Here is a 24,858-nt window from a genome sequence, read left to right as displayed (position 1 = left end):
TTCCTTCCTATATATAAAACATGTAAGCGTCCTGTGCGCCCTCATCTTCATAGTTTGCCAAATCTTCAAGTGTAGTAGAATCTAACACATCTTTTACCGCATCTCTAATTTTAACCCAAAGATTTCGTTTAGCAGGTTCTTCGTCATCCATCACTTCAACGGGAGAAATGGGTCCTTCAAGCACACGGATGATATCTCCAGCAGTAATTGTGGATGCCTCTTTTGCCAACATATATCCACCATATGCTCCGCGAATACTCTTAACAAGTCCTGCATTTCTTAGCGGGGCTATAAGCTGCTCTAAATAATGTTCAGATAGACTATATTCTTTTGCGATTAATTTCAATGCGATCGGACCTTCACCGGATCTCTTTGCTAATGCCATCATGATGGTTAATCCGTACCGACCTTTTGTTGATATCTTCATACTTTTCACTCCGTTCTAAAACAAACTTCACTAATTTTTGGCAATATGGAAGGGTCCTGCCCACAATTGCTCCTATCGTTACACAAAAAAGGATCGTTCCAAACGAAACGGGTCCTTTTAACATCCAACCAAAAAACAGAACGACTAATTCCATTAAAAGTCGGATATTTGAAACTTTCATCCCTGATTTTTCTGTAAGAGCAAGCATCAGACTATCTCTTGGGCCTGCACCGCAGTCTGATGAAATATATAGCCCGATTCCAAATCCTAAGATTAAGATCCCGATGATTAAGAACATCCATTTCCCAAAACCTGTTACAGGATCATGAAAAAAAGGAAGCCATAAATAAAAGTCAATAAACAAACCGACAGACACCATATTTAAGAAGGCACCTGATTGAGGCTTCTCTTTTGTTAATAAGGACGTAGCTAGGATGACGAAGAATCCCATTATAATCGACCATGTTCCAATCGATAATCCGAACTGCGCAAACAGTCCGATATGAAGAACATCCCACGGAGCACTTCCGAGGTCAGCCTTAATCATAAGCGCGATTCCGAAAGCCATAATAAATAATCCAATAAAAAATACAGACCACTGAAACAAAAATTTGTTCCATCTTGAATGCTTTTGGTCTTTCACTGAGCAAAATCCTTCCCTATTAAGTTGTCTCAATTCGATTAATTCCATAAATCTAAAGCTTATTATAGCATGAAATCATTTCAACTTGCATGATGGACTATTGTATAGTATTGTCATATGACGATTAGAACAAGTGTACGGAAGGATGATTGTAATGGACTTGTTTTCTTATAAAGACGAAAGCTCCCATTCTTTAAAAAGACCTCTTGCCAACCGCATGCGCCCGAGAAAAATCACAGAATTTATCGGTCAAGAGCATATCGCTGGTGAGGGTAAGCTTTTAAGACGAGCGATCGAAGCCGATCAACTCACACCGATGATCTTTTTTGGACCTCCCGGAACGGGCAAAACGACTTTAGCAAAAATTATAGCGAATTCTACATCTGCATGGTTTGAACAACTGAATGCGGTTACGTCCGGAGTGGCTGATCTTAAGGTCATCATGGGCGCTGCTAGAGAACGCCTATTATTAGAAGAAAAAAAGACGGTGCTCTTTATCGACGAGATCCATCGTTTTAACAAAAGTCAGCAAGACGCTCTCCTTCCATACGTGGAAGACGGATCGGTTATCTTAATCGGTGCAACAACAGAGAGCCCGATGTTTGAGATCAACCCCGCCCTCTTATCTAGATCTCGGTTATTTCGTTTTGAACCCCTAACAGATGAGCATATTGCAAAAGTCATCCAGCAAGCTCTTTCTGATAAAGATAGAGGATATGGCAAGCATCCAATCACTATGGAAAAAGAAGCAATCGATCATATCGTCTCTATTGCGAACGGAGACGCGAGAACAGCACTCAACGCGGTTGAACTCGCTGTGTTAACGACGAAACCAGATAAAGATGGAAACATCACCATCACACTGGAAATCGCTGAAGAATCAATTCAGCAAAGAGTCCTTCAATATGATAAAAAAGGAGATAATCATTACGATACAGTCTCCGCTTTTATTAAAAGCATCCGTGGTTCAGATCCAGATGCCGCTCTATATTGGCTTGCGAAAATGATCTATGCCGGCGAAGATCCTCGCTTTATTGCTCGCCGATTGCTCGTTCATGCAGCAGAAGACGTCGGTCTCGCTGATCCGAACGCGTTGCTTGTTGCACATGCTGCTAGTTATGCTGCTGATTTTATCGGTATGCCTGAAGCTCGTATTCCGTTGGCAGAAGCTACGCTTTACTTAGCAACGGCTCCTAAAAGCAACAAAGTAATAACAGGAATTGATAAAGCACTTGATGCAGTCAAAAAAGAAAAAACAGGTCTCGTTCCAATCCATCTTCGGGATGCACATTATAAAGGAGCAAAACAGCTTCAACATGGAGAAGACTATAAATATCCTCATAATTTTGAAGATGGGTATGTGCCACAAGAATATTTACCGAAGCATCTACAGGGGAAGACTTTTTATGAACCGACTGAACGTGGCTTTGAAAAGAATATAAAGAAGCGTCTCGACTATTTTAATGATCGTAAGAAAAAAGGAAAGTAAATCTATGAGACTTGATAACTTAGCAAACTAGCAAGTGTTCTTCAAATGTGTGTATAGGATTCTCTCTGATTGGTAAACATGAAAATATCAAATGAATATTTTTGTAGCTAAGGAGAGGATTACCGTGTCAAAACTCAGACAGGACGCCTGGTCAGAAGAAGACGATCTATTGCTTGCTGAAACAGTCTTACGCCATGTGCGTGAAGGAAGCACACAGTTGCATGCTTTTGAAGAGGTTGGAGATAAATTAGAACGTACGAGTGCAGCAGTTGGTTTTAGATGGAATGCCATCGTAAGAAAAAAATACGAACAAGCTTTAAAGATTGCTAAAAAGCAAAGAAAAGAACGTCAACGTGCGTTAGCCAGGTCACAACAGCAACAACAGCCTAAGCCTGTAGCTAAACCTGTACAAACGATAAATAATACTCCACAGATGCATGATGATGAAACTTATCATCCTGAAGAGTTCTTTAAAACACCTTTCTCGTATGAAAGAAACACAGCAGCACAAGCTCCTGTTGCTTCGTCACCTACGGTTCAAGAACAACCGAGATATGTTCAGCAAACTGAAGCGGAAGCACCAGAAGTTACGAGCTTACAAGGATCACAACACCCTTCAACAACGGCCGCTTATCGTCAAGCTTCACAAGCTAGTAATGAACATAGTCTTACACTTGATGAAGTCATAGATTTTCTGAGTGGTTTAAAACGAAACGGCACGTCGAGCGGCAAGCTCGTTCAAGAAAACATGGAACTTCGTCTACAGATGAATGAATTAATGCAACAGAACAAAGTGATGAAAGATCAGCTAGCTGTTCTTGAGAAAGAGCATCAAACGGTTCAGGAAGATTACCAAGCATTGATCCAGATCATGGACCGTGCAAGAAAAATGGTATTGTTCCAAGACGAAGATACGAATCCTAACGTTACCTTCCGCATGGATAAGAACGGAAACTTAGAGAAACTAGCAAAATAAATTAGATGACTCATAGGGTTCTTTTACTCATATGGGTCATTTTTATGTTAGTTCATAACAGAAAAAAGTTCTGACTCACGTCCAGTCAGAACTTTTCTCATGTTATCGTATTCTTTCGATCTTAATATTGTTATCTTCAATGATTTTGTTGATTACGTAACCCGCCATAAATAGTCCTGAAACAGATGGTACAAAAGCGTTTGAAGATGGCGGCATCTTTGCTTTTCGAATGCCAGGAGCGTTCTCTGGAACAATTTCTTTTCGAATCTCTTCGCGGATCTGAATTGGTTTCTCATCTGAGAAAACGACCGGAATTCCTTTTGTGATTCCTTCTTTTCTTAGACGCTGACGAATGACCTTAGCGATCGGGTCATAGCTCGTCTTAGAAATATCAACGATCTGAAGGCGCGTTGGATCCAGTTTGTTCGCAACTCCCATACTCGAGATGATTGGTATTTTGCGGTTTAAACATTCTTTCATGAGGTGGATCTTATAGGAGATTGTATCAGATGCATCCACTACAAAATCAAGACCATATTCAAAAATTTGCTCGTATGTTTCTTCAGTATAAAACATCTTAAGAGCGATGACTTCACACTCTGGATTGATAAGCGCGATTCTTTCTTTCATAAGATCTACTTTTGGCTGTCCAACGGTATTCACAAGTGCATGTATTTGACGGTTCACATTTGTGATATCAACGTCATCTTTATCGATAAGGATTAAACGGCCGACTCCTGAACGCGCAAGAGCTTCAGCAGAAAAAGAACCTACCCCGCCGATTCCCAGCACAGCAACAGTTGAGTTTTTCAGAACGTCGATTCCATCTTTTCCGATCGCAAGTTCATTTCTTGAAAATTGATAAAGCATACTAACGAAATCTCCTTTCAGTGTGCACATATATAAAGAAAATGCATCCTTATCAGCATATCCACTTTTGAAAACAAAATCAATATGCTTACTTGGTTTTTTTCGCACAAAAAAATGAGCCCCAAAAATGCCGTCTTCCCTTAGTTTTGAACCTGCTCTCGCAGGTGGGTGCCCTGTTTCGCATTTTGTCCGTCCCCTATCTCTCAGGGCATGGACGCTGTGAGAAAACACAGACTCCCTAGTACTTAATGTTGGCTCAAAACTTTCGGGTTGTTGACGGTCACCATAGGACCCATCGCTTAAATTCATACTATCATACGAAGATGTTAAATACAAGACAAAATGTGTCTCTGTAGAAAACAATTCGTATTTTTCTAAATATTCATTTACTTACTCTCTTGTTTCATTTTAACAGCCAAGTGAAGTTCATCTAATTGCTTTTCATTCACCTGTGATGGTGCATTTGTCAGCAAGCATGAAGCGGAAGCCGTTTTCGGGAATGCGATCGTATCTCTTAAGTTGGTTCTGCCAGCTAATAGCATTACCATACGATCCAGCCCTAGTGCAATTCCGCCATGAGGTGGTGTTCCATACTCAAATGCTTCTAAAAGGAAACCAAACTCTTCACGGGCTGCTTCCTCAGTGAATCCTAATGTTTTAAACATTTTTTCTTGAACGTCACGCTGGTAGATACGCTGTGATCCGCCGCCTAACTCGTATCCGTTAAGAACTAAATCGTATGCTTGAGCTCTTACTTCAGCAGGATTTGAATCCATTAGATGAAGATCTTCTGTCTTTGGCATTGTAAATGGATGGTGAAGTGCTACAAAGCGATCTGCATCTTCATCGTATTCCACAAGCGGGAAATCCACGACCCATAAGAAATTGAATTTTGTTTGATCAATCAGATCAAGATCCTTCCCTAATTTTTGTCTGAGAGCACCTAAGCTGTCCGCGACCACTGAAGGCTTATCTGCTACAAATAGAAGTAGATCCCCTTCTTCTGCTTTAAGAGCGCTTGTAAGGTTTGCTGCATCTTCTTCGTTAAAGAATTTGGAGATCGGCCCTTTTAAGCCTTCTGCCTCAACTTTCATCCAAGCAAGACCTTTTGCTCCGTATCGTGCTGTGAATTCAGTAAGTCCATCGATATCTTTTCTGGAATAGCTGGCTGCTTTTCCTTTAACGTTGATCGCTTTAACTTGACCGCCGTTTTCAACTGCCGCAGCAAATACTTTAAAGCCGGATTCCTTCACAATTTCAGAAACGTCAATGAGCTCTAGGCCAAAACGAATGTCAGGTTTATCTGATCCATAGCGGTCCATAGCTTCTTTGTATGTCATTCTTGGAAATGGCTTTGGGATCTCAACACCTTTTACCTTTTTCAGTAGCCCTGTCATCATCTCTTCCATCATGGCTAAAAGAGGTTCTTGACCCATAAAAGAAGTTTCGATATCGACTTGTGTAAATTCAGGCTGACGGTCTGCACGCAAGTCCTCATCTCTAAAACAGCGAACAATTTGATAGTATTTTTCAAACCCAGAGACCATTAAAAGCTGCTTAAATAATTGCGGAGATTGTGGGAGCGCATAAAATTCTCCTGGATGCACGCGGCTCGGCACTAAGTAATCACGTGCTCCTTCAGGAGTGCTCTTCGTAAGCATCGGTGTTTCCATTTCCATAAATTCATCATTCTCAAGGAAGTTACGGATATAGCGAGTTACTTCGTGTCTCATCTTCATCGTTTCTTGCATAACCGGACGACGCAAGTCTAAGTAACGGTATTTCAAACGAATGTCTTCTGTAATATCCATGTCTTCGCTGATGGAGAAAGGTGGTGTTTTTGCGCTGTTTAAAATCTTAACTTCTTCTCCTGAAATTTCAATCTTCCCCGTATTCATTGCAGGGTTTACCGTGCTTGGGTCGCGCTCAAGAACATTTCCTGTAATAGTTAATACATATTCACTTCTTACTTTTTCAGCTGTTTCTAGAGCTTCTGCTGATACTTCAGGTGAAAAGACAATCTGTACAACTCCAGAACGGTCACGAAGATCAATGAAGATCAACCCTCCTAAGTCACGTCTTTTTTGTACCCAGCCAGTGATTGTTACTTTTTCACCGATAAATTGTTCAGTAATCTTTCCGCATTGATGTGTGCGATAGTCCATAAGATGTGTCCTCCTTATTTCCCTTGCTTGATAAATGTGCTCAATTCTTCGATCACTACTTCTTGTTGATCGCCAGAATCCATATTTTTAACGTTGATGATTCCTTTTGTCAGCTCTTCTTCACCCAATATGGCAACATATTTTGCCTTCAATCGATCAGCGGCTTTAAACTGTGCTTTCATCTTTTTATCTAAGTAGTCTTTGTCACTCTTGATTCCGTTCTGACGAAGCTGGCTTAAGATTGAAACAGATTTTTGTTTTGCTTCATCACCAAGCGCAACAACATAACAATCCAGCTCTTCTTCTGTTTCTAGTGTGACACCTTCTGCTTCAAGTGCTAGCAAAAGTCGCTCTAAGCTCATCGCAAAACCGATACTTGGAGTAGCAGGACCGCCAAGATCTTCAACTAGACCGTTGTATCTGCCGCCGCCGCTAAGGGTCGTGATCGCACCAAAACCTTCTGCCTCACTCATGATTTCAAATGCGGTGTGGTTGTAATAATCAAGTCCCCGTACGAGTGTAGGATCGATCACATAATCGATGTTCATCGCATCCAAGCTAGTTTTCACGTCTTCAAAATACGTTTTTGATTCTTCGTTTAAGTGCTCAAGAATTGAAGGAGCACTTTTCATGAGTTCATGATCTCGGTCTTTTTTACAATCGAGAATTCTTAAAGGATTCTTTAATAATCGATTCTGACAATCTGAACAGAACTCATCAATTCTAGGTTCAAAGTGTGCGATTAAAGCTTCCTTATGTGATTTACGGCTTTGGGCATCACCTAGTGTATTCAAAACAAGACGAAGCTTTTTCAAGCCAAGCTCTCTGTATACCGTCATCGCAAGTGAGATTACTTCTGCATCAATAGCAGGATCTGCTGAGCCCATCGCTTCGATGCCAAACTGTACAAATTGACGATATCGACCAGCTTGTGGTCTTTCATAACGGAACATAGGCTGGATGTAAAATAGTTTTACAGGCTGGCCTGGCAATCCAAACATTTTATTTTCAACATAAGAGCGAGTTACTGGTGCCGTGCCTTCTGGACGAAGGGTTAAGCTGCGGTCACCGCGATCATTGAATGTGTACATTTCTTTTTGTACGATATCTGTTGAGTCACCGACACCTCGCTGGAATAGATCAGTATGCTCAAAGATCGGTGTGCGGATCTCTTTATAGTTAAAACGAGCTGATACTTCTTTTGCTTTTTGTTCGATCAGCTGCCACTTTTCTACTTCTCCTGGGAGTATATCTTTTGTTCCCCTTGGAATGTTAATACTCATTTTCTTTCATCCTCCCGTTTTTTCATGTTCGATAAAATCAAAGGCAGTTTTCGTGTATTTTGTTGCTCTTTTGAAAGTGGTTGATTTCCGCTCCAGGTGCTCGCTTTCCGCGGGGTGTGCGGTGAGCCTCCTAGCGCTATGCACTGTTAGGAGTCTCACCTGTCCCACTCATTCCACAGGAGTCTAACACCTTGCACCCCAATCAACTTTTCAAGATGAGACTCGAACACAATGCCTTTAAGGCACAATATGTTAGAAAACAACCAAATAAAAAAATCCCGTCCCTTATGAAATTTGCAATTTCATAAGGGACGGGATTTTCCCGCGGTGCCACCCTGCTTCGAAGCTAAAAAGCTTCCTCATTATGCAAGTAACGATTGCCCACGTGTAACTCTACTGAGGTTGATAATAACCGTTCGAATTAAAACCTATGAAGTGTCTTTCGCTTTATCATCAGGGAGAAATACTTCCAGCCACGGTATTTCCTCTCTAACCCTGTGGGGTAAAGGTACTTTTCTTCGTCATCAGTTTTACATTTTGGAATTGTAGACTATCATACTTTTCATTAGGGTATGATGTCAATAGTTTTCGCGTTTTATTTTTTTCTTTAACTGATTCACTTGATATAGATTCATTCCAAACTCTTCAGCAAGCTCCATCGTATTTGCTGATTTTTCAAGAGAAAGAAAATCATGAAAGCTCAGTTGCTTCCATTGAGGTACCCCTTCCAAGCCTTTCCGGTTCTGCCTCATGAACAAACCTCCACCTTTTTGACTTAGTCTTTCCATCAAGGCGGAGGTTTCATTCATGATTATTAACTTTTAGAGTCCATGATTAAGGTTACAGGTCCATCATTCGTAAACGAGACATCCATCATTGCACCAAAAACACCTGTTTCCACATGTACACCTAAACTTTTAAGCTTGTCATTAAAATAGTCATACATCGTGATCGCATGATCTGGTTTAGCAGCATCCATGAAGTTTGGACGTCTTCCTTTTTTCGTGTCACCGTATAGAGTAAACTGTGAAATAGAAAGGATGCTTCCTTCTGTGTCTTTTAAAGAAAGATTCATTTTTTCATTTTCATCTTCAAATATACGAAGGTTTACGATCTTTTCGGCTAAATAATCCGCATCTTTCTCTCTATCTTCATGTGTAACACCAACTAAAAGGACAAGGCCTTTATCTATTCTGCCCTTTACCTCAGAATCCACTAGGACCTTCGCCTCTTTAGAACGCTGTAAAACTACTTTCATTGCAGAACCACTTCCTTAACTCTTATTGCATCAATCTTCTAACCGCATAAATGTCAGGAATTCGTTTAATTCGTTCGACCACTTTTTGAAGGTGGCTGACGTTGTGGATCGAGATCGACATACTGATCGTTGCCATCTTGTTGCGATCTGATTTGCCGCTTACGGCTGTGATATTCGTCTTTGTTTCTGCTACAGCATGCAGAACCTCATTCAGAAGACCTCGACGGTCAAAACCATTGATCTCGATATCAACGTTATAGTTTTTCGGTTGTTCTAGATTACCTTCCCATTCAACCGGTAAAAGTCGTACTTGTGCATCTTCGTTGTGTACGTTGACACAATCCTCACGGTGAACAGAAACACCACGACCTTTTGTGATATAACCAACAATGTCATCTCCAGGAACTGGATTACAACATTTAGATAATCGAATCAGCATGTTATCGATGCCTTTAACCACGATACCAGAATCCGTTCTTCGTTTTGGTTCCGGTTTTTCAGCAGAGTCTCTTATCGCATCAAGTAGCTCGGAATTATCTGGATCCTGCTCTTTTTTACGGCGGACTTTATCCGTTAATCGAGTGGCGATCTGTGCAGCCGTTATGCCGTTGTAACCTACGGCAGCGTACATATCTTCTTCGCCTGCAAAGTTATACTTTTGAGCGACATATTGAATGTTGTCGTTCGTAAAGATGTCTTTCAGATCGTATCCACGATTCTTTATCTCTTTTTCAACAAGCTCTTTGCCTTTTGCGACGTTCTCTTCTCTTCTCTCGCGCTTAAACCATTGACGAATCTTGTTTTTCGCATGTGAACTCTGTGTGATCTTCAGCCAATCCTGACTCGGCCCGTAAGAATGTTTGCTCGTTAAGATCTCGATAATATCTCCCGTTTTCAAACGATAATCTAACGTGACCATCTTCCCGTTTACTTTTGCACCGATACATCTGTTACCAATCTCGGTATGAATGCGGTATGCAAAATCAATAGGAACCGATCCTGACGGAAGCTCGTATACATCACCCTTTGGAGTGAACACGAACACCATATCAGAAAAAAGATCGACCTTAAGAGATTCCATAAATTCCTCAGCATCAACAACATCGTTTTGCCATTCAAGAATTTCACGGAACCATGTTAATTTATTTTCAAATGAGCTGACAGGAGCTTTCGTAGCACCCTCTTTATATGCCCAGTGTGCAGCGATCCCGTATTCAGCTACGCGGTGCATATCTGACGTTCTGATCTGGACTTCAAGTGGGTCACCTTTTGGTCCGATTACCGTTGTATGCAAAGACTGGTACATATTCGCTTTAGGCATCGCGATATAATCTTTAAAACGACCAGGCATCGGTTTGTAAGCCGTATGAATGATACCAAGCGCTGCATAACAATCTTTAATATTCTGAACGATAATACGAACAGCTAAAAGGTCATAGATCTCATTGAACTGCTTACCTTGTTTAGCCATTTTTCGATAGATGCTATAGATATGTTTCGGTCTTCCAGAGATATCTACTTGAATGTTAACTTCTTTAAGCTTGCTCTTCATCTCATCCATCACTTGATGAACATACTCTTCCCGTTCTGCACGCTTTTGCTGCATCAAGTTAACGATTCTGTAGTATTGCTGTGGATTCAGGTATCTTAAAGAAACATCTTCAAGCTCCCACTTTATCGTCGAAATCCCAAGGCGATGTGCAAGCGGAGCGAAGATCTCAAGTGTCTCATTCGCTTTTTGGATCTGTTTTTCTTTTGGCATATGCTTTAACGTACGCATATTATGAAGTCGGTCAGCCAGCTTGATCAAGATACAACGAATATCTTGTGCCATAGCGACGAACATCTTCCGGTGATTTTCAGCCTGCTGCTCTTCTTTTGATTTGAACTTGATCTTCTTCAGCTTCGTAACACCATCAACAAGCATCGCCACTTCTTCATTGAATTGAGTGGAAATATCTTTGAGTGTGATTGGTGTGTCTTCAACTACATCATGAAGAAACCCTGCTGCTACAGTCACAGGATCCATCTGCAGATTCACCAATATCGCTGCTACTTCAACAGGATGATGAATATAGGGCTCTCCCGATTTACGGAATTGTCCCTCGTGTGCATTTCTTGCGTATTCATAAGCCTTCGTGATGAAGCTTAAATCGTCTTTAGAAAGATAGCTCTCCGCTTTTTGCAATACTTCCTCAATCGTCATGGAATCACCTTACGTTGTCATTGTATATTGCTTCTATTATCGTTAAATTGGTCCTTCATGTAAAGCGAAAAACGAAATTTGTCGAATGATTGGGCAGATTTTGTGACAGGATTGTAAAAAATGTCTGGTTTTCACTTGGTGTTTTGAAAGTAGTTGATTTCCGTTTCAGGTGCTTCGCTTTCCGCGGGGCAGGCGGTGAGCCACATTCGTACGTTTCACTCTTTAGTGTCTCACCTGCCCGCCTGTCCTAGCCTAGAGTCTCACACCTTACACTGCAACCAACTGTTCAAAGAAGATAGTAAAAATAAAAATAAGAAACAACAATCCTAGAACTATGTTTGAAGGAATAGTAAAAAAAGAGCCCCTTTAAAAGGAACTCTTTCATCGTTTTAGTATTGAGTTAATGTGAAGATATCATAACCTGAAAGTTTTTTACGGCCATCTAGGTAAGTAAGTTCGATCATGAATGCAATACCTACAACTACTCCTCCAAGCTCTTCTACAAGCTTGATCGTTGCTTCGATCGTTCCGCCTGTTGCGAGTAGATCGTCAGTGATCAAGACTCTTTGTCCTGGTTTGATCGCGTCTTTATGCATCGTTAGAACATCTTTACCATACTCAAGACCGTAATCAACTTTAATAACTTCACGAGGAAGTTTACCTTCTTTACGCACAGGGACGAATCCTAATCCTAACGTGTAAGCGACAGGGCAACCTACGATAAATCCACGTGCTTCAGGTCCGACGATCACATCTACCTGTTTTTCTTTTGCATATACAGCAATATCGTCCATTGCTTGCTTATATACTGCACCATCAGACATAAGTGAAGTAATATCTTTAAAACGAATGCCTTCGATTGGGAAATTCTCTACTACTGAAATAAACGGCTTATAATCCATGAATCTTTGCCTCCTGAAAATTACAAACTGGCTTTTGGCCGTGTTTGTTCTGTAAACCAGCTTTTTAAAGAATGATAAGAAGAGTAAACGAGCTGATTTTCAATGTCTGCTTGTTCAAACTTTTTCTGATAGGTTTCAGAGCTTTCTAATTCTCGTTTGCTAGGTTCTTTATTAATGAAAATAACACCATCGTCTATTGTAACAAAATCCAGCTCAAAAAACACCTTTGACATGAAATCTATTGTTTCTTTTGACCAGCCTTTCCATTTCGCTAGTTCTGCACCATCTCTCTTCACATTAAAGGTTTTCCTCTTTGCAAGAAATCCATAAAACCATTTGAAGTGCTCTCTCGTTGGTAGAGTCGTGAAAAAATGTTCTGTGCTCTGGTGAAACACCGCATAGATCCTTGAAGGTTCTCCGATGGTTTCCAACCATTCAGAAAAACGAGTTAAAGAGGGAGGAACATCTAAGAACACTAAATTCTTTTCTTTAAAATAATCCTCGGGTAGAGTCAATAACTCATCTTCACCTATGACTTGGTCAGACAGCGCTTCAAAGTCTTTATGCTTTACTGTTTCTTCTTCAAACGCGATAAAACATGTTTTAGAGTAAGGCAGTCCGATTAACCGTTTTGCAGCATCTTTAAGACCTCGATAATCAAACAACTGAAAATGATTGACAGAAAGATCTTCAAGAAGAAGCTGAGGTTTTCTATAGCCGTTCCATTCGTTCAGTTGGATCTGGCCCACGATTGAAATCAAGGAATATGGAGTCATCTCTTCTAACAAGCTACCTTTTTGAAAACCGATGCAATCTAAAACCGATAACTCACCGTTACCCACCTGCAATTTAAGGTGATTGGATTGACTTCCTATCTTTTTCATCTCGCGTATCGGAACTTCTTCAACCATTACGCGAGGAGATAGATTTCCGACTCCAAAAGGAGCTAACGTACTTAATAGTTCAACCGTTTCTAGAGAAATCTCATTTAAACGAGCTGTAAGATCGATCGTTGTAACAGGTTGATAATCTTCTGATTTTAAACATTCCTTAGCTTGCTGGATAAGCCTTCTTCTTAATTCATCAACATCATGCATAGAAAGTGTCATTCCTGCTGCCATCGGATGTCCACCGAAATGAGGAAGAATGTCCCTAGATGCTGAAAGGTTCTCGAACATATCGAATCCTTTGATGCTTCGTGCTGATCCTTTTGCCGTACCCTTTTCAGGATCCAAGCATAGCACGATCGTTGGACGATAAAATTTTTCAACCAATCGTGATGCTACGATTCCAATAACTCCCGGATTCCAACCCTCTTTGGCAAGAACGAGTACTTCATTCTCATCAGGAGGATAACTTTCTTCCACCATCGCAATCGCTTCTTTTGTGATCTCGTTTACGATTCCTTGACGTTCCTTATTTACCGAATCGATTTCTTGTGACAACATGGCTGATTCGTCTCGATCACTTGAAGTAAACAGCTCAACTACCGGCATCGCTGAACCAAGTCTTCCTGCTGCATTCACTCGGGGTCCAATCGCGAACCCTACATCTTCAGCTGTCAGTTCTTTTTCATAAAGACCCGCTACTTTTAACAGTTCTTGCAAACCGATCTTATCAGTTTTGGATAGTGCTTCTATACCTAATTTCGCGATCACTCGATTTTCATCAACAAGCGGTACAAGATCCGCTATGGTACCAATGCATGCGTAATCAAGTAAATGTAACGGCGGTTTACCATGAAGGGCATGTGCTACTTTAAATGCTACACCAACGCCTGCAAGACCAGAGAATGGGTAGGTGCAACCAGGTTTCTTAGGATTGATAATGCTATAAGCATCTGGCAATATAGGAGGCGCTTCATGGTGGTCCGTAATAATGAAGTCTAGCCCGATCTCTTTTGCGATATTCGCTTCGTGTACAGCTGAGATTCCTGTATCAACCGTTACCACAAGTGAATAACCGTCCTCTTTCGCTTTTCTTAATGCAGGCTCATTCGGACCATAGCCTTCTGTAAAGCGGTTCGGAATGTAATAGTCAAACTCTGCGCCGAGTTCTTTTAGTGCATAATACATGACTGTTGTACTGCTTACACCATCTGCGTCATAATCGCCAAAAATTAAAATCTTTTCCTTAGATTCTACAGCTTTATGTATCCGCTCAACGCTTTCTTTCATTCCATCCATCAAGAATGGATCGTGAAATTGACTGATATCTATGTTTAAAAATGCTTCTGCTTTCTCTATCGTTTCAATTCCTCTGACAACTAAAAGATTAGCGATCAGAAGAGGGATATCTAATTCTTGTGACAACCATTTTGCCTTGTCTTCTGATGGTTCTTGAATCTCCCACCTAGTTCTAGGCTCCAACATAAAAATCACCTCTTAACCTATTCATTATACAAAACAGGATAAGAGGTGACAATTTATGAATGATATTTACCTTAAATTTCTGGCTCGACTTCAACTGGTCGTGTTTTTTTTGATTTCATTTGTCTTGATTTCATAACATACCACAATTGAGAAGCGATAAAGATGGAAGAATACGCACCAAAAGCAAGACCGATCAACAAGGCAATCGAGAAGTTTCTGATCGAATCAGCTCCAAAGATCAATAGCGCAACAGCTGCGATAATAACCGTTAGAACGGTATTGATCGAACGACCCAACGTTTCAAAAATACTTCTGTTTACGATTTCAGCCAGCTTTTCTTGTGTTCTTACTTTTTCAAGCTTCATATTCTCACGGATCCGGTCGAATGTAACAATCGTATCATTGATGGAATAACCCACAATCGTAAGAACAGCCGCAATGAAAGGAAGATCTACTTCAATTCTAAATATACTAAAGATCGCTACGATCATAAAAGCATCATGCAATAATGCGACAACTGCTGCAACAGCCATGCTCCATTCAAAACGGAACGCTACATAGATAATGATACCGACAGAAGCAATAAGTACGGCATAAAAAGCGTTCTGTGCAAGCTCACGACCAACCGTAGGCGTAACTGTACTGATACTTGGTGATTCACCGTATTTATCTTCAAAGTGAGTGTTAATCTTCGCTACTTCGTCTTTTGACAAAGCACCTTTAAAGGAAACGTTCGCCTGATCATTTTTCCCTGCAAGAACGACTGCTTCAGGTTCAAGCCCAAGTGACTTAAACTCTTCTTCTACACCTTCATTTGTAAGTGTTTGATTCGCTTGAATATTTACACGCGATCCACTATCAAAATCAATCCCAAGCTTCAATCCAGCTGTAAGCAAGAATACAATTCCGATAACTGTAAGGAGAGTCGAGATGATGAAGTAAAGGTTTCTGTTTTTTACAAAGTCGTATTTAAAGCTCACGGATGTCACGCTCCTTTACACCAAACAAGCCTGGCTTCTTGTCCATAACACGAGACTGTACCCATAAACCTAGGAAAAGTCTTGTTCCAAAAACGGCCGTGATGAAACTTGCCAGAACTGAAATAATTAGTACTAACGCGAAGCCTTTAACAGAGCTTGTTCCGTAAGCGAACAAAACAGCCGCTGCAAGGATCGTCGTAATATTGGCATCAAAGATGGTTGTAAATGATCGACGATTTCCCGCTTTAAACGCACTTAACACCGATTTCCCGCTTCTAAGTTCCTCTTTGATCCGTTCATATGTGATGATGTTGGCATCAACTGCCATACCTACTCCTAGAATAAGAGCTGCAATACCCGGAAGCGTTAGTACACCGTTCATCAGATAGAAGATGGCTAGAATCAACCAAATATAGATAGATAGCGTAATGACTGCAATGATTCCCGGTACACGATAAAAGATCAGCATGAATAAAAAGATCACAGCAATTCCGATAAAGCCAGCGAATACCGTTTCATTTAATGCCTTTTCTCCGAACTTTGCTCCAACTGATGTTGAATACACTTCATCTAGTTTAACGGGTAGAGCACCGGCGTTTAAGATTTTTGCTAAACTCTGTGCTTCTTCTACAGAGAACTGTCCTGTGATGGTTACATCTTTTTGCGTAAGTTTTTCGTTTACATATGGAGCAGAAATATACTTTGGCTGTTTTCCAGCAAGTTCTTTCTTCTGTTCTTCTTTAAAAGAGTCACCTTTTTCATAATCTAACCAAATAACCATGATGTTTTCACCTTGTGGCTGACGCTGAAGAACTTCTTCTGTAATTTTTGCAAATTTATCTGCGTCTTTAAGCTTCAGTGAAACAATCGGTTTATTATTTTGAGATTCAAACGTTTGCTTTGCACCATTTCCTTCTAAATCCGATCCATCTAATAGCACTTTATCGTCCACATCGCGGAATGTTAACTCAGCTTGTGTTGATAATAGTTCACGCGCTTTGTTTTGATCGGTTACACCAGCAAGCTGAACACGGATCCTGTTATCTCCTTCGATCTGAATCTCAGGCTCAGAGACACCAAGCACGTTAATTCGACTGTTCAATGCTTCAACGGTACTCTTTAATGTTTCCTGTGTAATCTTTTGACCTTTTTTCACAGGTTTTACATCGTAAAGTACTTCAAATCCGCCTTGGAGATCTAGTCCAAGCTTTGTACCTTTTACGATCTTTTCTGTTGTCAGCCCAATTAGTGCTGCGAACATGATGAGCACAACAAAAAAGATGACGATCTTACTCCTTTTTACCACTTCAAGAAACCTCCTTCATGCTGTATCAAAAAACAACACTATGTATAAGTACGAATACTAACCCTTCCCATTATAGCGATTGTTGTTTTTTTCTGTCAATTTGTCCTGTGAATGTTCATAAATAAAACATAATAAATAACGAATTTTTCTATTACCTTGTTGCGGGAAGTGATCAATTCCTTTTCAGGCTGTTCACTTTCCTAAGTACGGACCTTATAAATAGAACGAGGCTGCCCAAAAGTACGTTCTACTCTTGAGTCAGCCCTTCTTCTTTATATGAGCGTATTGTGAGCCACGTCATAAAATCATTTAGTGATAGAGCTAAAATGGCATCAACCAATGCGTAGAGACGAGGCTCAACTTTCTTTTTCTTTAATTTCGATTGAACACATTCCCATATTTCCTCTTCTGTTACACTTTCATACCCCAAATAATGAAATTCTTCTTTCTTGCTTTTTACTGCTGGCTTAACTTCATTCTTCCATTCTGAGAAATGTGTATTCTCCATCTGACTCTCTCTCCTTTCGAGATGAAACAAGCTGTCATGACTGTTCACTGTACCTGCATATAGTGATATATAAGAGTGTCCAAGAAAGGACAGGTTAAGATGACAAAACAAACACTCGTGCAAGGAACGCTCCTGCTCATAATAGCAGGACTTGTAACCAAAATTCTCGGTTTCGTTAATCGAATCGTCATGGCTCGTGTCATGGGTCATGAAGGTGTTGGCCTCTACATGATGGCAGTCCCCACATTCTTATTAGCCGTAACATTAACAAGGCTTGGTCTGCCGATCGCCATATCAAAACTTGTTGCAGAAGCAGATGCGACAGGAGATCGTTCAAAAGTAAGAAAAATCTTGATCGTCTCTTTAGCCATAACAGGTATTTTAAGCATTGTGATCACGATTGCTTTGTTTATTGCTGCTCCGTTATTAGCAGAATACTTCTTTACAGACGATCGTACGATTTGGCCATTGCTCGCCATCGCACCTGTAGTTCCTGTCATCGCAGTCTCCTCCGTTTTGAGAGGGTACTTTCAAGGTCTGCAGAACATGAGACCGTCTGCTTACTCCCAGGTCATCGAACAGGTGGTCAGAATTGCTCTTGTCGCATTATTAACAGGTCTATTTTTGCCTTATGGCGTAGAATACGCTGCAGCTGGCGCGATGATCTCTGTTATTATCGGTGAACTCGCATCACTTCTTTATATGTTTTCCATGTTCAAAGTGAAAAAGAAGATGCGTATCCGAAAAGGTTTTTTCAAGCAGTTGAAGCAAGGTCATGAAACCATGAAAGATCTTCTGAATATCGCACTACCTACTACGGGAAGTCAATTGATTGGTTCTGTTTCCTACTTTTTTGAACCAATCGTTGTGGCAAACAGTTTAGCGATCGCTGGTATCACTACAGCTGTTGCCACCGCGCAATACGGAGAACTTGCAGGATATGTAATTCCACTCTTGTTTCTCCCAACGTTCATTACGTATTCTCTCTCTATCTCTTTAGTACCTGCTATTAGTGAAGCGAATGCACAAAAAAAATACCACTTGATCGAGCATCGCTTGAATCAAGCGCTCAGGCTCTCGATGTTATCTGGTGGTATTGCGGCTGTTATTATGTATGTATACGCGGTTCCCATCATGGACTTAATGTATGATTCACCTACATCCGCATCATATGTAAAAATAATGACACCTTTTTTCTTTTTCCTTTACTTCCAAGGTCCATTGCAAGCTGTGCTTCAAGCATTAAATCTGGCACGCTCAGCGATGATCAACAGTCTTATTGGCGCCCTTGTTAAGTTAACTGCCATTTTTGCTCTAGCCACTCGACCCGAGTTTGGCATAATGGGTGCAGCACTCGGAATCGTGATTAGTATCGTAGTCGTTACACTGCTCCATTTTGCCACCGTCATTAAAGCAATCAGTTATACGATCGTGGTGAAGGATTTTGTTTTGTGCTTGCTTTCCATTCTCATTACAGGAGGTGGCGCCGTCTATTTGTATCAGTACATGATGCCTCAATTTTCTCCAGTGCAGGGTTTAACGATATGTGTGTCGGCAACATGTGCGATCTATTTGTTTGTTCTCATCTTCTTTAAGCTCTTAAGTAAAGAAGACCTTAAACATATACCATTTATAAAAAGGTGGATCTAAAACAGCCGATTCGGCTGTTTTATTTTTTACTGTTCAATTCATCGACATACAACGTCCCATCTTCATTCAACGTGCAGAATGATATGTTTTTTATCTCTTTAAACCCAACTTTCTTTAACTCTTGTCTTAACCAAAAAGACGTTTTATCCATCTTTTCAAGATTATCTTCTAATATCTTTCCGTCCAAAATTAGGGGCATAATCATTTGAATCGGTGTATTTTCGGATTCTTCATCCTTTTTTATAATGGAAAGCTTTCCCGTTGTTTCTAAAATTCCAAATTCAACTTCGTTCAAACTTCTAATATTATTCTCACGTAATTGTGTTAAAAGATCATCAAAATTGTATCGTTGCTTTTTCATTTCATGTTCATCCACCTGTCCTTCTTTAATGATCAAAGAAGGTTTACCGTCTACAATCTCTCTCATTCTTCTGCTCTTTAAAGAGATGAGTGCCAATATGAGCTGAATGCTCAGCAAAACAAAGATGGATACGAGGGAGTTCAACATTGGAATCGTAGGATCTTCGATTGAGATTACAGCTAACTCTGCAATCATGATTGAGACCACAAAGTCGATGATAGATAACTTTCCCATCTCACGCTTACCCATCATTCGAAAAATGATCATGATTAAAAAGTAAATAAAAAGCGTTCTAAATATAACCGTATACAGTTCCATGATTCCCCTCCTTCCATAGGACGTTCTAAGTTCATTCCATTAGTTAGTGTGGCACAGATATGAAAAAACATGATACGCAGGTTTTGCCAAATAAACCAATGGAAACGAAAGGGAAAATACTTGCTTGTACTTCTAATTTTTACGGTATCTGAATAAAGTATATAGAAAGCTTCTAGGGATAAGGAGGATTAAAGATGGGGATTAAACATATGGCCACTTCTATGGGACGGGGTCTGATTGCTGTACTTTTAATGATCATGCTTTGCAGTTTAGTGCTCTCACTTTTGCTGCGTTTTACTGGACTAACAGAAGCATCGTTGAAATGGGTAACAGTGGGTCTTTCTTTTTTATCATTATTTATAGGTGGATTGATTTCGGGTAAGAAAGGTCAGAGTAAAGGTTGGCTGTTAGGTGGCGGTACAAGTCTTTTGTTTTCTTTTCTCGTTTTTCTTATTCAATACTTGGGTTATCAGAGTACGTTCAACTCTTCTCAGTATATGTATCACGCTCTTTTTCTTTTATTAGCAATCATCGGTGGAATCATGGGTGTTAACTTAAGCAGTCATAAACAAACATATAAATAAGACCCGTATGAACGGGTCTTTTTGTTATAGTACCGCTTCTTCTTTTACTTCACGGATCGCGTTACGATCAAATGTTAACTTTGCGCCATCGTTCGAACGAATTACAGCGATGTTATCATCGATGCTATCTAGTGTTCCGTGTAATCCACCGATTGTTACAACTTTGTCGCCCTTTTTAAGGTTAGACTGCATCTCACGAACCGCTTTTTGTCTCTTTTGCTGCGGTCGGATTAACAGAAAATAAAAAATTGCAAACATCAAAATAATCGGCAATATTCCTCCAAGACTTCCACCCATACTATTTCACCCCTTTCTATAAGTTAACTATTTGTTGTGGTGTTTTTGTTTAGAAGTTACGCGCGTTCGGTTTATTGAATCCATACATTTCAAAGAATTCATTTCTAAAATCAAGAAGTCTGTCTTCCATGATCGCTTGTCTTACTTGCTTCATTAAGTTTACCAAAAAATACAGGTTATGGTAACTTGTTAATCGGAAACCGAATGTTTCGTTCGCTTTTACAAGGTGACGAATATAAGCTCTAGAGTAAGTTCGGCATACATGGCAATCGCACTTTTCATCAATCGGACGGAAATCTCTTGCATACTTCGCGTTACGAACCACAAGCCTTCCTTCACTCGTCATACATGTCCCGTTTCTAGCGATTCGAGTAGGCAGTACACAGTCAAACATGTCAATTCCACGAATCGCCCCATCGATGAGTGAATCAGGAGACCCTACTCCCATCAAATAACGTGGTTTGTTTTCTGGAAGATGTGGCGTTGTGAAATCTAATACACGGTTCATCACATCTTTCGGTTCACCCACTGAAAGACCACCAACTGCATAACCTGGGAAATCAAGCGATACAAGATCTCGCGCACTCTGTTTTCGAAGTTCTTCATATTCTCCACCTTGTACGATACCAAAAAGAGCTTGATCTTGAGGTCTAGCATGTCCTTTTAAACAGCGCTCAGCCCAACGACTTGTACGTTCAACAGAAGCTTTCATATAATCATATTCCGCTGGATACGGCGGACACTCATCAAACGCCATCATAATATCAGAACCTAGTGCGTTTTGAATCTCCATTGCACCTTCAGGACTTAAGAAAAGCTTTTCACCGTTCAGATGATTTCTGAAGTGAACACCCTCTTCTTTGATCTCTCTTAGGTCACTTAAAGAGAAGACTTGAAAGCCGCCTGAATCCGTAAGAATCGGACGATCCCAGTTCATAAATTTATGAAGCCCACCAGCTTCTTTCACGATATCATGTCCTGGGCGTAACCAAAGGTGATACGTATTGCTCAGAATGATTTCTGCGCCAAGCTCTTTAAGTTCTTCTGGACTCATTGTTTTTACTGTTGCTAATGTACCCACCGGCATAAAGATAGGCGTTTCAAATGTTCCATGCGGAGTATGGACTTTCCCTAATCGTGCACCTGATTGTTTGCACGTTTTTATTAATTCATACGTTACTGCTGGTTTCATCTTAAAATATATCCCCCTTAAAGTATAAGCATCGCGTCACCGAAACTGAAAAAGCGATACTTTTCTTCGACGGCTTCATGATATGCTCTTAAAACGAAATCTTTGGAAGCTAATGCGCTCACCAACATGATTAATGTTGATTTTGGAAGATGGAAGTTCGTAATCAGTCCATCGATCGCTTTAAACGAATAACCTGGATAGATAAAGATATCTGTCCATCCAGAATCCTCTTCAAACTTGCCATCAAATTTATTAGCTACCGTTTCAAGTGTTCGTGTACTAGTCGTTCCAACGGTAATAATTCTTCCGCCAGCCTCTTTAACCCCATTTAAAAGTTCAGCTGTTCCTTTTGTTACTTGATAAAATTCTGCATGCATGTCATGTTCCAGAACATTTTCTACACTAACAGGACGAAACGTACCTAAACCGACGTGAAGAGTAATAAACGTAACATGTACACCCATAGATTTAATCTCTTCAATTAATTCTGTCGTAAAATGCAACCCAGCGGTCGGAGCGGCTGCAGAACCTTGATGTACCGCGTAAACAGTCTGGTAACGGTCCTTTTCCTCTAACTGTTCTTTAATATAGGGCGGAAGTGGCATCTGACCCAGATCATCAAGAAGTTCGTAGAAAATGCCATCATAAATAAACTTAAGCTGTCTGCCACCATGGTCACTCTCACCCGTGCAAACTGCTTTTAATCTGCCATCTCCAAAAGAGATTTCTGTACCGGGTTTAATTCTTTTTGCTGGTTTTACAAGTGTTTCCCATGTGTCGTTTCCTTCTTCTTTTAAAAGAAGTACCTCCACTTTTCCACCTGTATCCGATTTCTGTCCAAAAAGTCTTGCTGGGAGTACGCGAGTATCGTTTAAGACAAGGCAGTCTCCTGCTTTAAGGTAGTTTTTCAAATCATAAAAATGCTTATGTTCGATTGTTTCTTGTGAGCGATCTAAAACCATCAACCTTGAAGAAGTGCGGTTCTCAAGAGGTGTTTGCGCAATTAATTCCTCAGGTAGATGAAAATCAAAATCATTTACGTTCATGTAATCTATTCCTGCTTTCTATTTAAATCGACCTATGATCATGAAGATCAAGGAAAGTACCACACTGATGATAATAGAAGTCACGATCGGAAAATAGACAGTTGTGTTTCCTTTTTTCCAAACCATATCACCAGGAAGTTTACCTATATACGTCCCTACTAATCCTATAATAATTAGAACGATTCCTGCAACGATTAACAGTCGGTTCAATCCGCGGACGCCTCCAGTCCAAAGTATTGATAGGCCTGTTCTGTAACCATACGTCCACGTGGAGTACGTTGTAAAAAACCAATCTGAAGAAGATAAGGCTCATAAACATCTTCAATGGTCATCGATTCTTCACCAATTGTAGCCGAAATGGTCTCTAGACCTACAGGACCGCCTTTATACGTGTGAATGATCCCTAGTAATAATTTATGGTCAATATGGTCTAAACCTAAACGGTCTACTTGCAGAAGCTCTAAAGCTTTCTGACAGATCGGCAAAGAAATCGTATCCTTGCCTTCAACCTGAACAAAATCCCTTACTCGGCGTAACAACCGGTTAGCAATCCTCGGAGTACCTCTTGATCTTCTCGCAATCTCTTCTGCTGATAGATCATCTACTCTTACCCCAAATACGTCCCCAGTCCGTCTTACGATCTCACCAAGCTCATCTGGCTTATAATATTCCAGCCTTGCGAGCACACCAAAACGATCACGAAGAGGAGCTGATAAAGATCCCGCTCTTGTGGTAGCACCAATCAAAGTGAAAGGAGGCAAATCTAATCTCACAGACCTGGCAACCTCTCCTTTTCCAATCACGATATCTAAACAAAAATCTTCCATTGCAGAATATAGAATCTCTTCAATCGCACGGGATAATCGGTGGATTTCATCAATAAATAAAACATCACCTGGCTCTAAAGAGGTCAATATGGCTGCTAAATCACCTGGACGTTCAATAGCTGGTCCACTTGTTGTCCTCAAGTTAACTTCCATCTCGTTTGCAATGATCGATGCCAACGTTGTCTTCCCTAGACCTGGAGGCCCGTACAGCAATACATGATCAAGAGGTTCATTGCGAAGCTTTGCAGCTTTAATAAAGATCCGCAAATTGTCCTTTACAGAGGTTTGTCCAATATACTCGTCTAAAAGTTCAGGGCGCAGGCTTAACTCGATATTTGCTTCATCTTGACGTTCTTCTGAAGAAACAATTCTCTCTTCCATACATCCTCACGTCCTTATGAATTCATTAACTTCTTCAATGCAGCTTTAACATATTCGTTGGCTGACATCTTCTCTTTTTTAAGTTCCGGCAGAATTTTTTGAATCTCTTTTCTGCCATAACCTAAGACAGCAAGAGCCTCAAGTGCTTCATCAAGTTCATCACTCTCAGGTTCAACATCTGCAAATAGTCCATCGGTAAATTCAGCATCTGCGAAGATGGAGATCTTGCCTTTCAGATCTAAGATCATCTGACGAGCTGTCTTCTTTCCTACACCTGGAAACTTCGTTAGGAACTTTTCATCTTCTTGCTCGATCGCATTGACCACTTGTTCTGGCTGACCGAAGGCAACGATCGCTAATGCTCCTTTTGGGCCAATTCCTGACACGTTCAATAGTTTTAAAAACAAGTCACGTTCTTTTCTGTTCTTGAAACCGTAAAGAGCAAGTATATCCTCACGAACATATTGATACGTATATACCGTCTTCTGATCGTTCAATTTATAGATAAAAGGATTGGGACATAAAATTTTATATCCGATTCCATTGTTGTTAATCACAATATATTCTGCGGTTATGTAATCTACATTTCCAGAAATACTTTCAATCAAATTCTTCTCTCCCTAACGCTAAACACGAGCGTATGTTTCTATTGCTTATTGTATCATAGGCTCCCCCTTAATTCCTTATAAAAAGCGAATTTGATTTCTTTATAAGGATCTTATGCGCTACCTTTTTGCAAGTAGTTAATTCCCGCTCTAGGTTACTCGCTTTTTAGGGGACAAGCGGTGAACCACTTTCATACACTCATCTTAAGTAA

The 24,858-nt window shown here is 40.4% G+C and carries 22 protein-coding genes, 1 other RNA gene, 1 pseudogene and 1 other annotated feature; of the genes and pseudogenes, 4 read left to right on the top strand and 20 right to left on the bottom strand.

Annotated elements, in window-relative coordinates; all coding sequences use genetic code 11:
• Positions 1 to 7: 7 nt before the first annotated feature.
• Both cymR and ACFS5O_RS10105 read right to left on the bottom strand, forming a co-directional pair.
• Positions 8 to 427 carry a cysteine metabolism transcriptional regulator CymR gene (gene cymR / locus ACFS5O_RS10110; RefSeq protein ID WP_066396457.1) on the bottom strand — a complete coding sequence of 140 codons (420 nt, stop codon included), beginning with the start codon at positions 425 to 427 and terminating at the stop codon, positions 8 to 10.
• Positions 360 to 1,070 (bottom strand): YczE/YyaS/YitT family protein, encoded by a 711-nt coding sequence (locus ACFS5O_RS10105; protein ID WP_318300249.1) that lies wholly within the window; start codon positions 1,068 to 1,070, stop codon positions 360 to 362. The genes cymR and ACFS5O_RS10105 overlap by 68 nt, the downstream gene beginning before the upstream one ends.
• Before the next feature lie 154 nt (positions 1,071 to 1,224).
• Here ACFS5O_RS10105 and ACFS5O_RS10100 point away from each other — a divergent pair, with 154 nt between their 5' ends.
• Together ACFS5O_RS10100 and ACFS5O_RS10095 are read left to right on the top strand one after the other, a co-directional pair.
• Positions 1,225 to 2,559: an AAA family ATPase gene (locus tag ACFS5O_RS10100; protein ID WP_205726947.1), complete on the top strand. Its 1,335-nt coding sequence runs from the start codon at positions 1,225 to 1,227 to the stop codon at positions 2,557 to 2,559.
• A gap of 124 nt (positions 2,560 to 2,683) precedes the next feature.
• Positions 2,684 to 3,535 carry an RsfA family transcriptional regulator gene (locus tag ACFS5O_RS10095; RefSeq protein ID WP_205726948.1) on the top strand — a complete coding sequence of 284 codons (852 nt, stop codon included), beginning with the start codon at positions 2,684 to 2,686 and terminating at the stop codon, positions 3,533 to 3,535.
• Positions 3,536 to 3,637: 102 nt separating this feature from the next.
• Here the strand turns inward: ACFS5O_RS10095 and ACFS5O_RS10090 are convergent, their stop codons facing one another.
• The 11 genes and pseudogenes from ACFS5O_RS10090 to ACFS5O_RS10040 all read right to left on the bottom strand — a co-directional run bounded on the left by ACFS5O_RS10090 (position 3,638) and on the right by ACFS5O_RS10040 (position 17,385).
• Positions 3,638 to 4,405: a tRNA threonylcarbamoyladenosine dehydratase gene (locus ACFS5O_RS10090; protein ID WP_205726949.1), complete on the bottom strand. Its 768-nt coding sequence runs from the start codon at positions 4,403 to 4,405 to the stop codon at positions 3,638 to 3,640.
• 114 nt (positions 4,406 to 4,519) lie between these two features.
• A non-coding RNA gene (gene ssrS / locus ACFS5O_RS10085) (6S RNA) lies at positions 4,520 to 4,700 on the bottom strand.
• 91 nt (positions 4,701 to 4,791) lie between these two features.
• A complete protein-coding gene (gene aspS, locus ACFS5O_RS10080; protein WP_205726950.1) occupies positions 4,792 to 6,570 on the bottom strand; it encodes an aspartate--tRNA ligase in 1,779 nt (592 codons plus the stop codon).
• Positions 6,571 to 6,584: 14 nt separating this feature from the next.
• Positions 6,585 to 7,853, bottom strand: a complete 1,269-nt coding sequence (hisS, locus tag ACFS5O_RS10075) for a histidine--tRNA ligase (RefSeq protein WP_205726951.1) — start codon at positions 7,851 to 7,853, stop codon at positions 6,585 to 6,587.
• A gap of 304 nt (positions 7,854 to 8,157) precedes the next feature.
• Positions 8,158 to 8,387: a binding site (T-box leader), on the bottom strand.
• A 44-nt stretch (positions 8,388 to 8,431) separates the two neighbouring features.
• Complete coding sequence (locus tag ACFS5O_RS10070) at positions 8,432 to 8,605, bottom strand: hypothetical protein (protein ID WP_205726952.1); 174 nt, start codon at positions 8,603 to 8,605, stop codon at positions 8,432 to 8,434.
• A gap of 62 nt (positions 8,606 to 8,667) precedes the next feature.
• Positions 8,668 to 9,111 carry a D-aminoacyl-tRNA deacylase gene (gene dtd, locus ACFS5O_RS10065; protein ID WP_205726953.1) on the bottom strand — a complete coding sequence of 148 codons (444 nt, stop codon included), beginning with the start codon at positions 9,109 to 9,111 and terminating at the stop codon, positions 8,668 to 8,670.
• 22 nt (positions 9,112 to 9,133) lie between these two features.
• Positions 9,134 to 11,317, bottom strand: coding sequence for a RelA/SpoT family protein (locus tag ACFS5O_RS10060; protein WP_197131245.1), 2,184 nt, complete (start codon positions 11,315 to 11,317; stop codon positions 9,134 to 9,136).
• Positions 11,318 to 11,706: 389 nt separating this feature from the next.
• Positions 11,707 to 12,219 carry an adenine phosphoribosyltransferase gene (locus ACFS5O_RS10055; protein ID WP_066239566.1) on the bottom strand — a complete coding sequence of 171 codons (513 nt, stop codon included), beginning with the start codon at positions 12,217 to 12,219 and terminating at the stop codon, positions 11,707 to 11,709.
• A 20-nt stretch (positions 12,220 to 12,239) separates the two neighbouring features.
• Entirely contained in the window at positions 12,240 to 14,591 is a 2,352-nt protein-coding gene (gene recJ, locus ACFS5O_RS10050; RefSeq protein WP_205726954.1) for a single-stranded-DNA-specific exonuclease RecJ, read from the bottom strand.
• A gap of 71 nt (positions 14,592 to 14,662) precedes the next feature.
• Positions 14,663 to 16,832: pseudogene (gene secDF, locus ACFS5O_RS10045) on the bottom strand (protein translocase subunit SecDF).
• Between the two features lie 292 nt (positions 16,833 to 17,124).
• On the bottom strand, positions 17,125 to 17,385 hold the full coding sequence (locus ACFS5O_RS10040; RefSeq protein ID WP_205726955.1) for a post-transcriptional regulator: 261 nt from the start codon (positions 17,383 to 17,385) through the stop codon (positions 17,125 to 17,127).
• A gap of 99 nt (positions 17,386 to 17,484) precedes the next feature.
• On the opposite strand from ACFS5O_RS10040, the gene spoVB reads away from it, so the two are divergent.
• On the top strand, positions 17,485 to 19,035 hold the full coding sequence (gene spoVB / locus ACFS5O_RS10035) for a stage V sporulation protein B (RefSeq protein ID WP_205726956.1): 1,551 nt from the start codon (positions 17,485 to 17,487) through the stop codon (positions 19,033 to 19,035).
• Positions 19,036 to 19,054: 19 nt separating this feature from the next.
• On the opposite strand, the gene ACFS5O_RS10030 is transcribed toward spoVB, so the two are convergent.
• On the bottom strand, positions 19,055 to 19,714 hold the full coding sequence (locus tag ACFS5O_RS10030) for a DUF421 domain-containing protein (RefSeq protein WP_205726957.1): 660 nt from the start codon (positions 19,712 to 19,714) through the stop codon (positions 19,055 to 19,057).
• A 194-nt stretch (positions 19,715 to 19,908) separates the two neighbouring features.
• On the opposite strand from ACFS5O_RS10030, the gene ACFS5O_RS10025 reads away from it, so the two are divergent.
• Positions 19,909 to 20,298, top strand: coding sequence for a TIGR04086 family membrane protein (locus tag ACFS5O_RS10025; protein ID WP_205726958.1), 390 nt, complete (start codon positions 19,909 to 19,911; stop codon positions 20,296 to 20,298).
• Between the two features lie 24 nt (positions 20,299 to 20,322).
• Here ACFS5O_RS10025 and yajC read toward each other — a convergent pair whose 3' ends face one another.
• Genes yajC through ruvA form a run of 6 tightly spaced genes read right to left on the bottom strand, consistent with a single transcriptional unit; the run spans position 20,323 to position 24,649 of the window.
• A complete protein-coding gene (gene yajC, locus ACFS5O_RS10020; protein WP_066396495.1) occupies positions 20,323 to 20,595 on the bottom strand; it encodes a preprotein translocase subunit YajC in 273 nt (90 codons plus the stop codon).
• Positions 20,596 to 20,644: 49 nt separating this feature from the next.
• On the bottom strand, positions 20,645 to 21,787 hold the full coding sequence (tgt, locus tag ACFS5O_RS10015; RefSeq protein WP_205726959.1) for a tRNA guanosine(34) transglycosylase Tgt: 1,143 nt from the start codon (positions 21,785 to 21,787) through the stop codon (positions 20,645 to 20,647).
• A 17-nt stretch (positions 21,788 to 21,804) separates the two neighbouring features.
• A complete protein-coding gene (gene queA / locus ACFS5O_RS10010) occupies positions 21,805 to 22,833 on the bottom strand; it encodes a tRNA preQ1(34) S-adenosylmethionine ribosyltransferase-isomerase QueA (protein WP_205726960.1) in 1,029 nt (342 codons plus the stop codon).
• A gap of 18 nt (positions 22,834 to 22,851) precedes the next feature.
• Entirely contained in the window at positions 22,852 to 23,043 is a 192-nt protein-coding gene (locus tag ACFS5O_RS10005) for a DUF2905 domain-containing protein (protein ID WP_205726961.1), read from the bottom strand.
• Complete coding sequence (gene ruvB / locus ACFS5O_RS10000; protein ID WP_153237745.1) at positions 23,040 to 24,041, bottom strand: Holliday junction branch migration DNA helicase RuvB; 1,002 nt, start codon at positions 24,039 to 24,041, stop codon at positions 23,040 to 23,042. The genes ACFS5O_RS10005 and ruvB overlap by 4 nt, the downstream gene beginning before the upstream one ends.
• Positions 24,042 to 24,055: 14 nt before the next feature.
• Positions 24,056 to 24,649 carry a Holliday junction branch migration protein RuvA gene (ruvA, locus tag ACFS5O_RS09995; RefSeq protein WP_066396504.1) on the bottom strand — a complete coding sequence of 198 codons (594 nt, stop codon included), beginning with the start codon at positions 24,647 to 24,649 and terminating at the stop codon, positions 24,056 to 24,058.
• Positions 24,650 to 24,858 lie beyond the last annotated feature (209 nt).

Origin of the sequence: Fictibacillus nanhaiensis, from assembly GCF_042686385.1 — a bacterium.
Classification (GTDB): domain Bacteria; phylum Bacillota; class Bacilli; order Bacillales; family Fictibacillaceae; genus Fictibacillus; species Fictibacillus nanhaiensis.
This window is presented reverse-complemented; position numbering and strand designations above follow the sequence as displayed.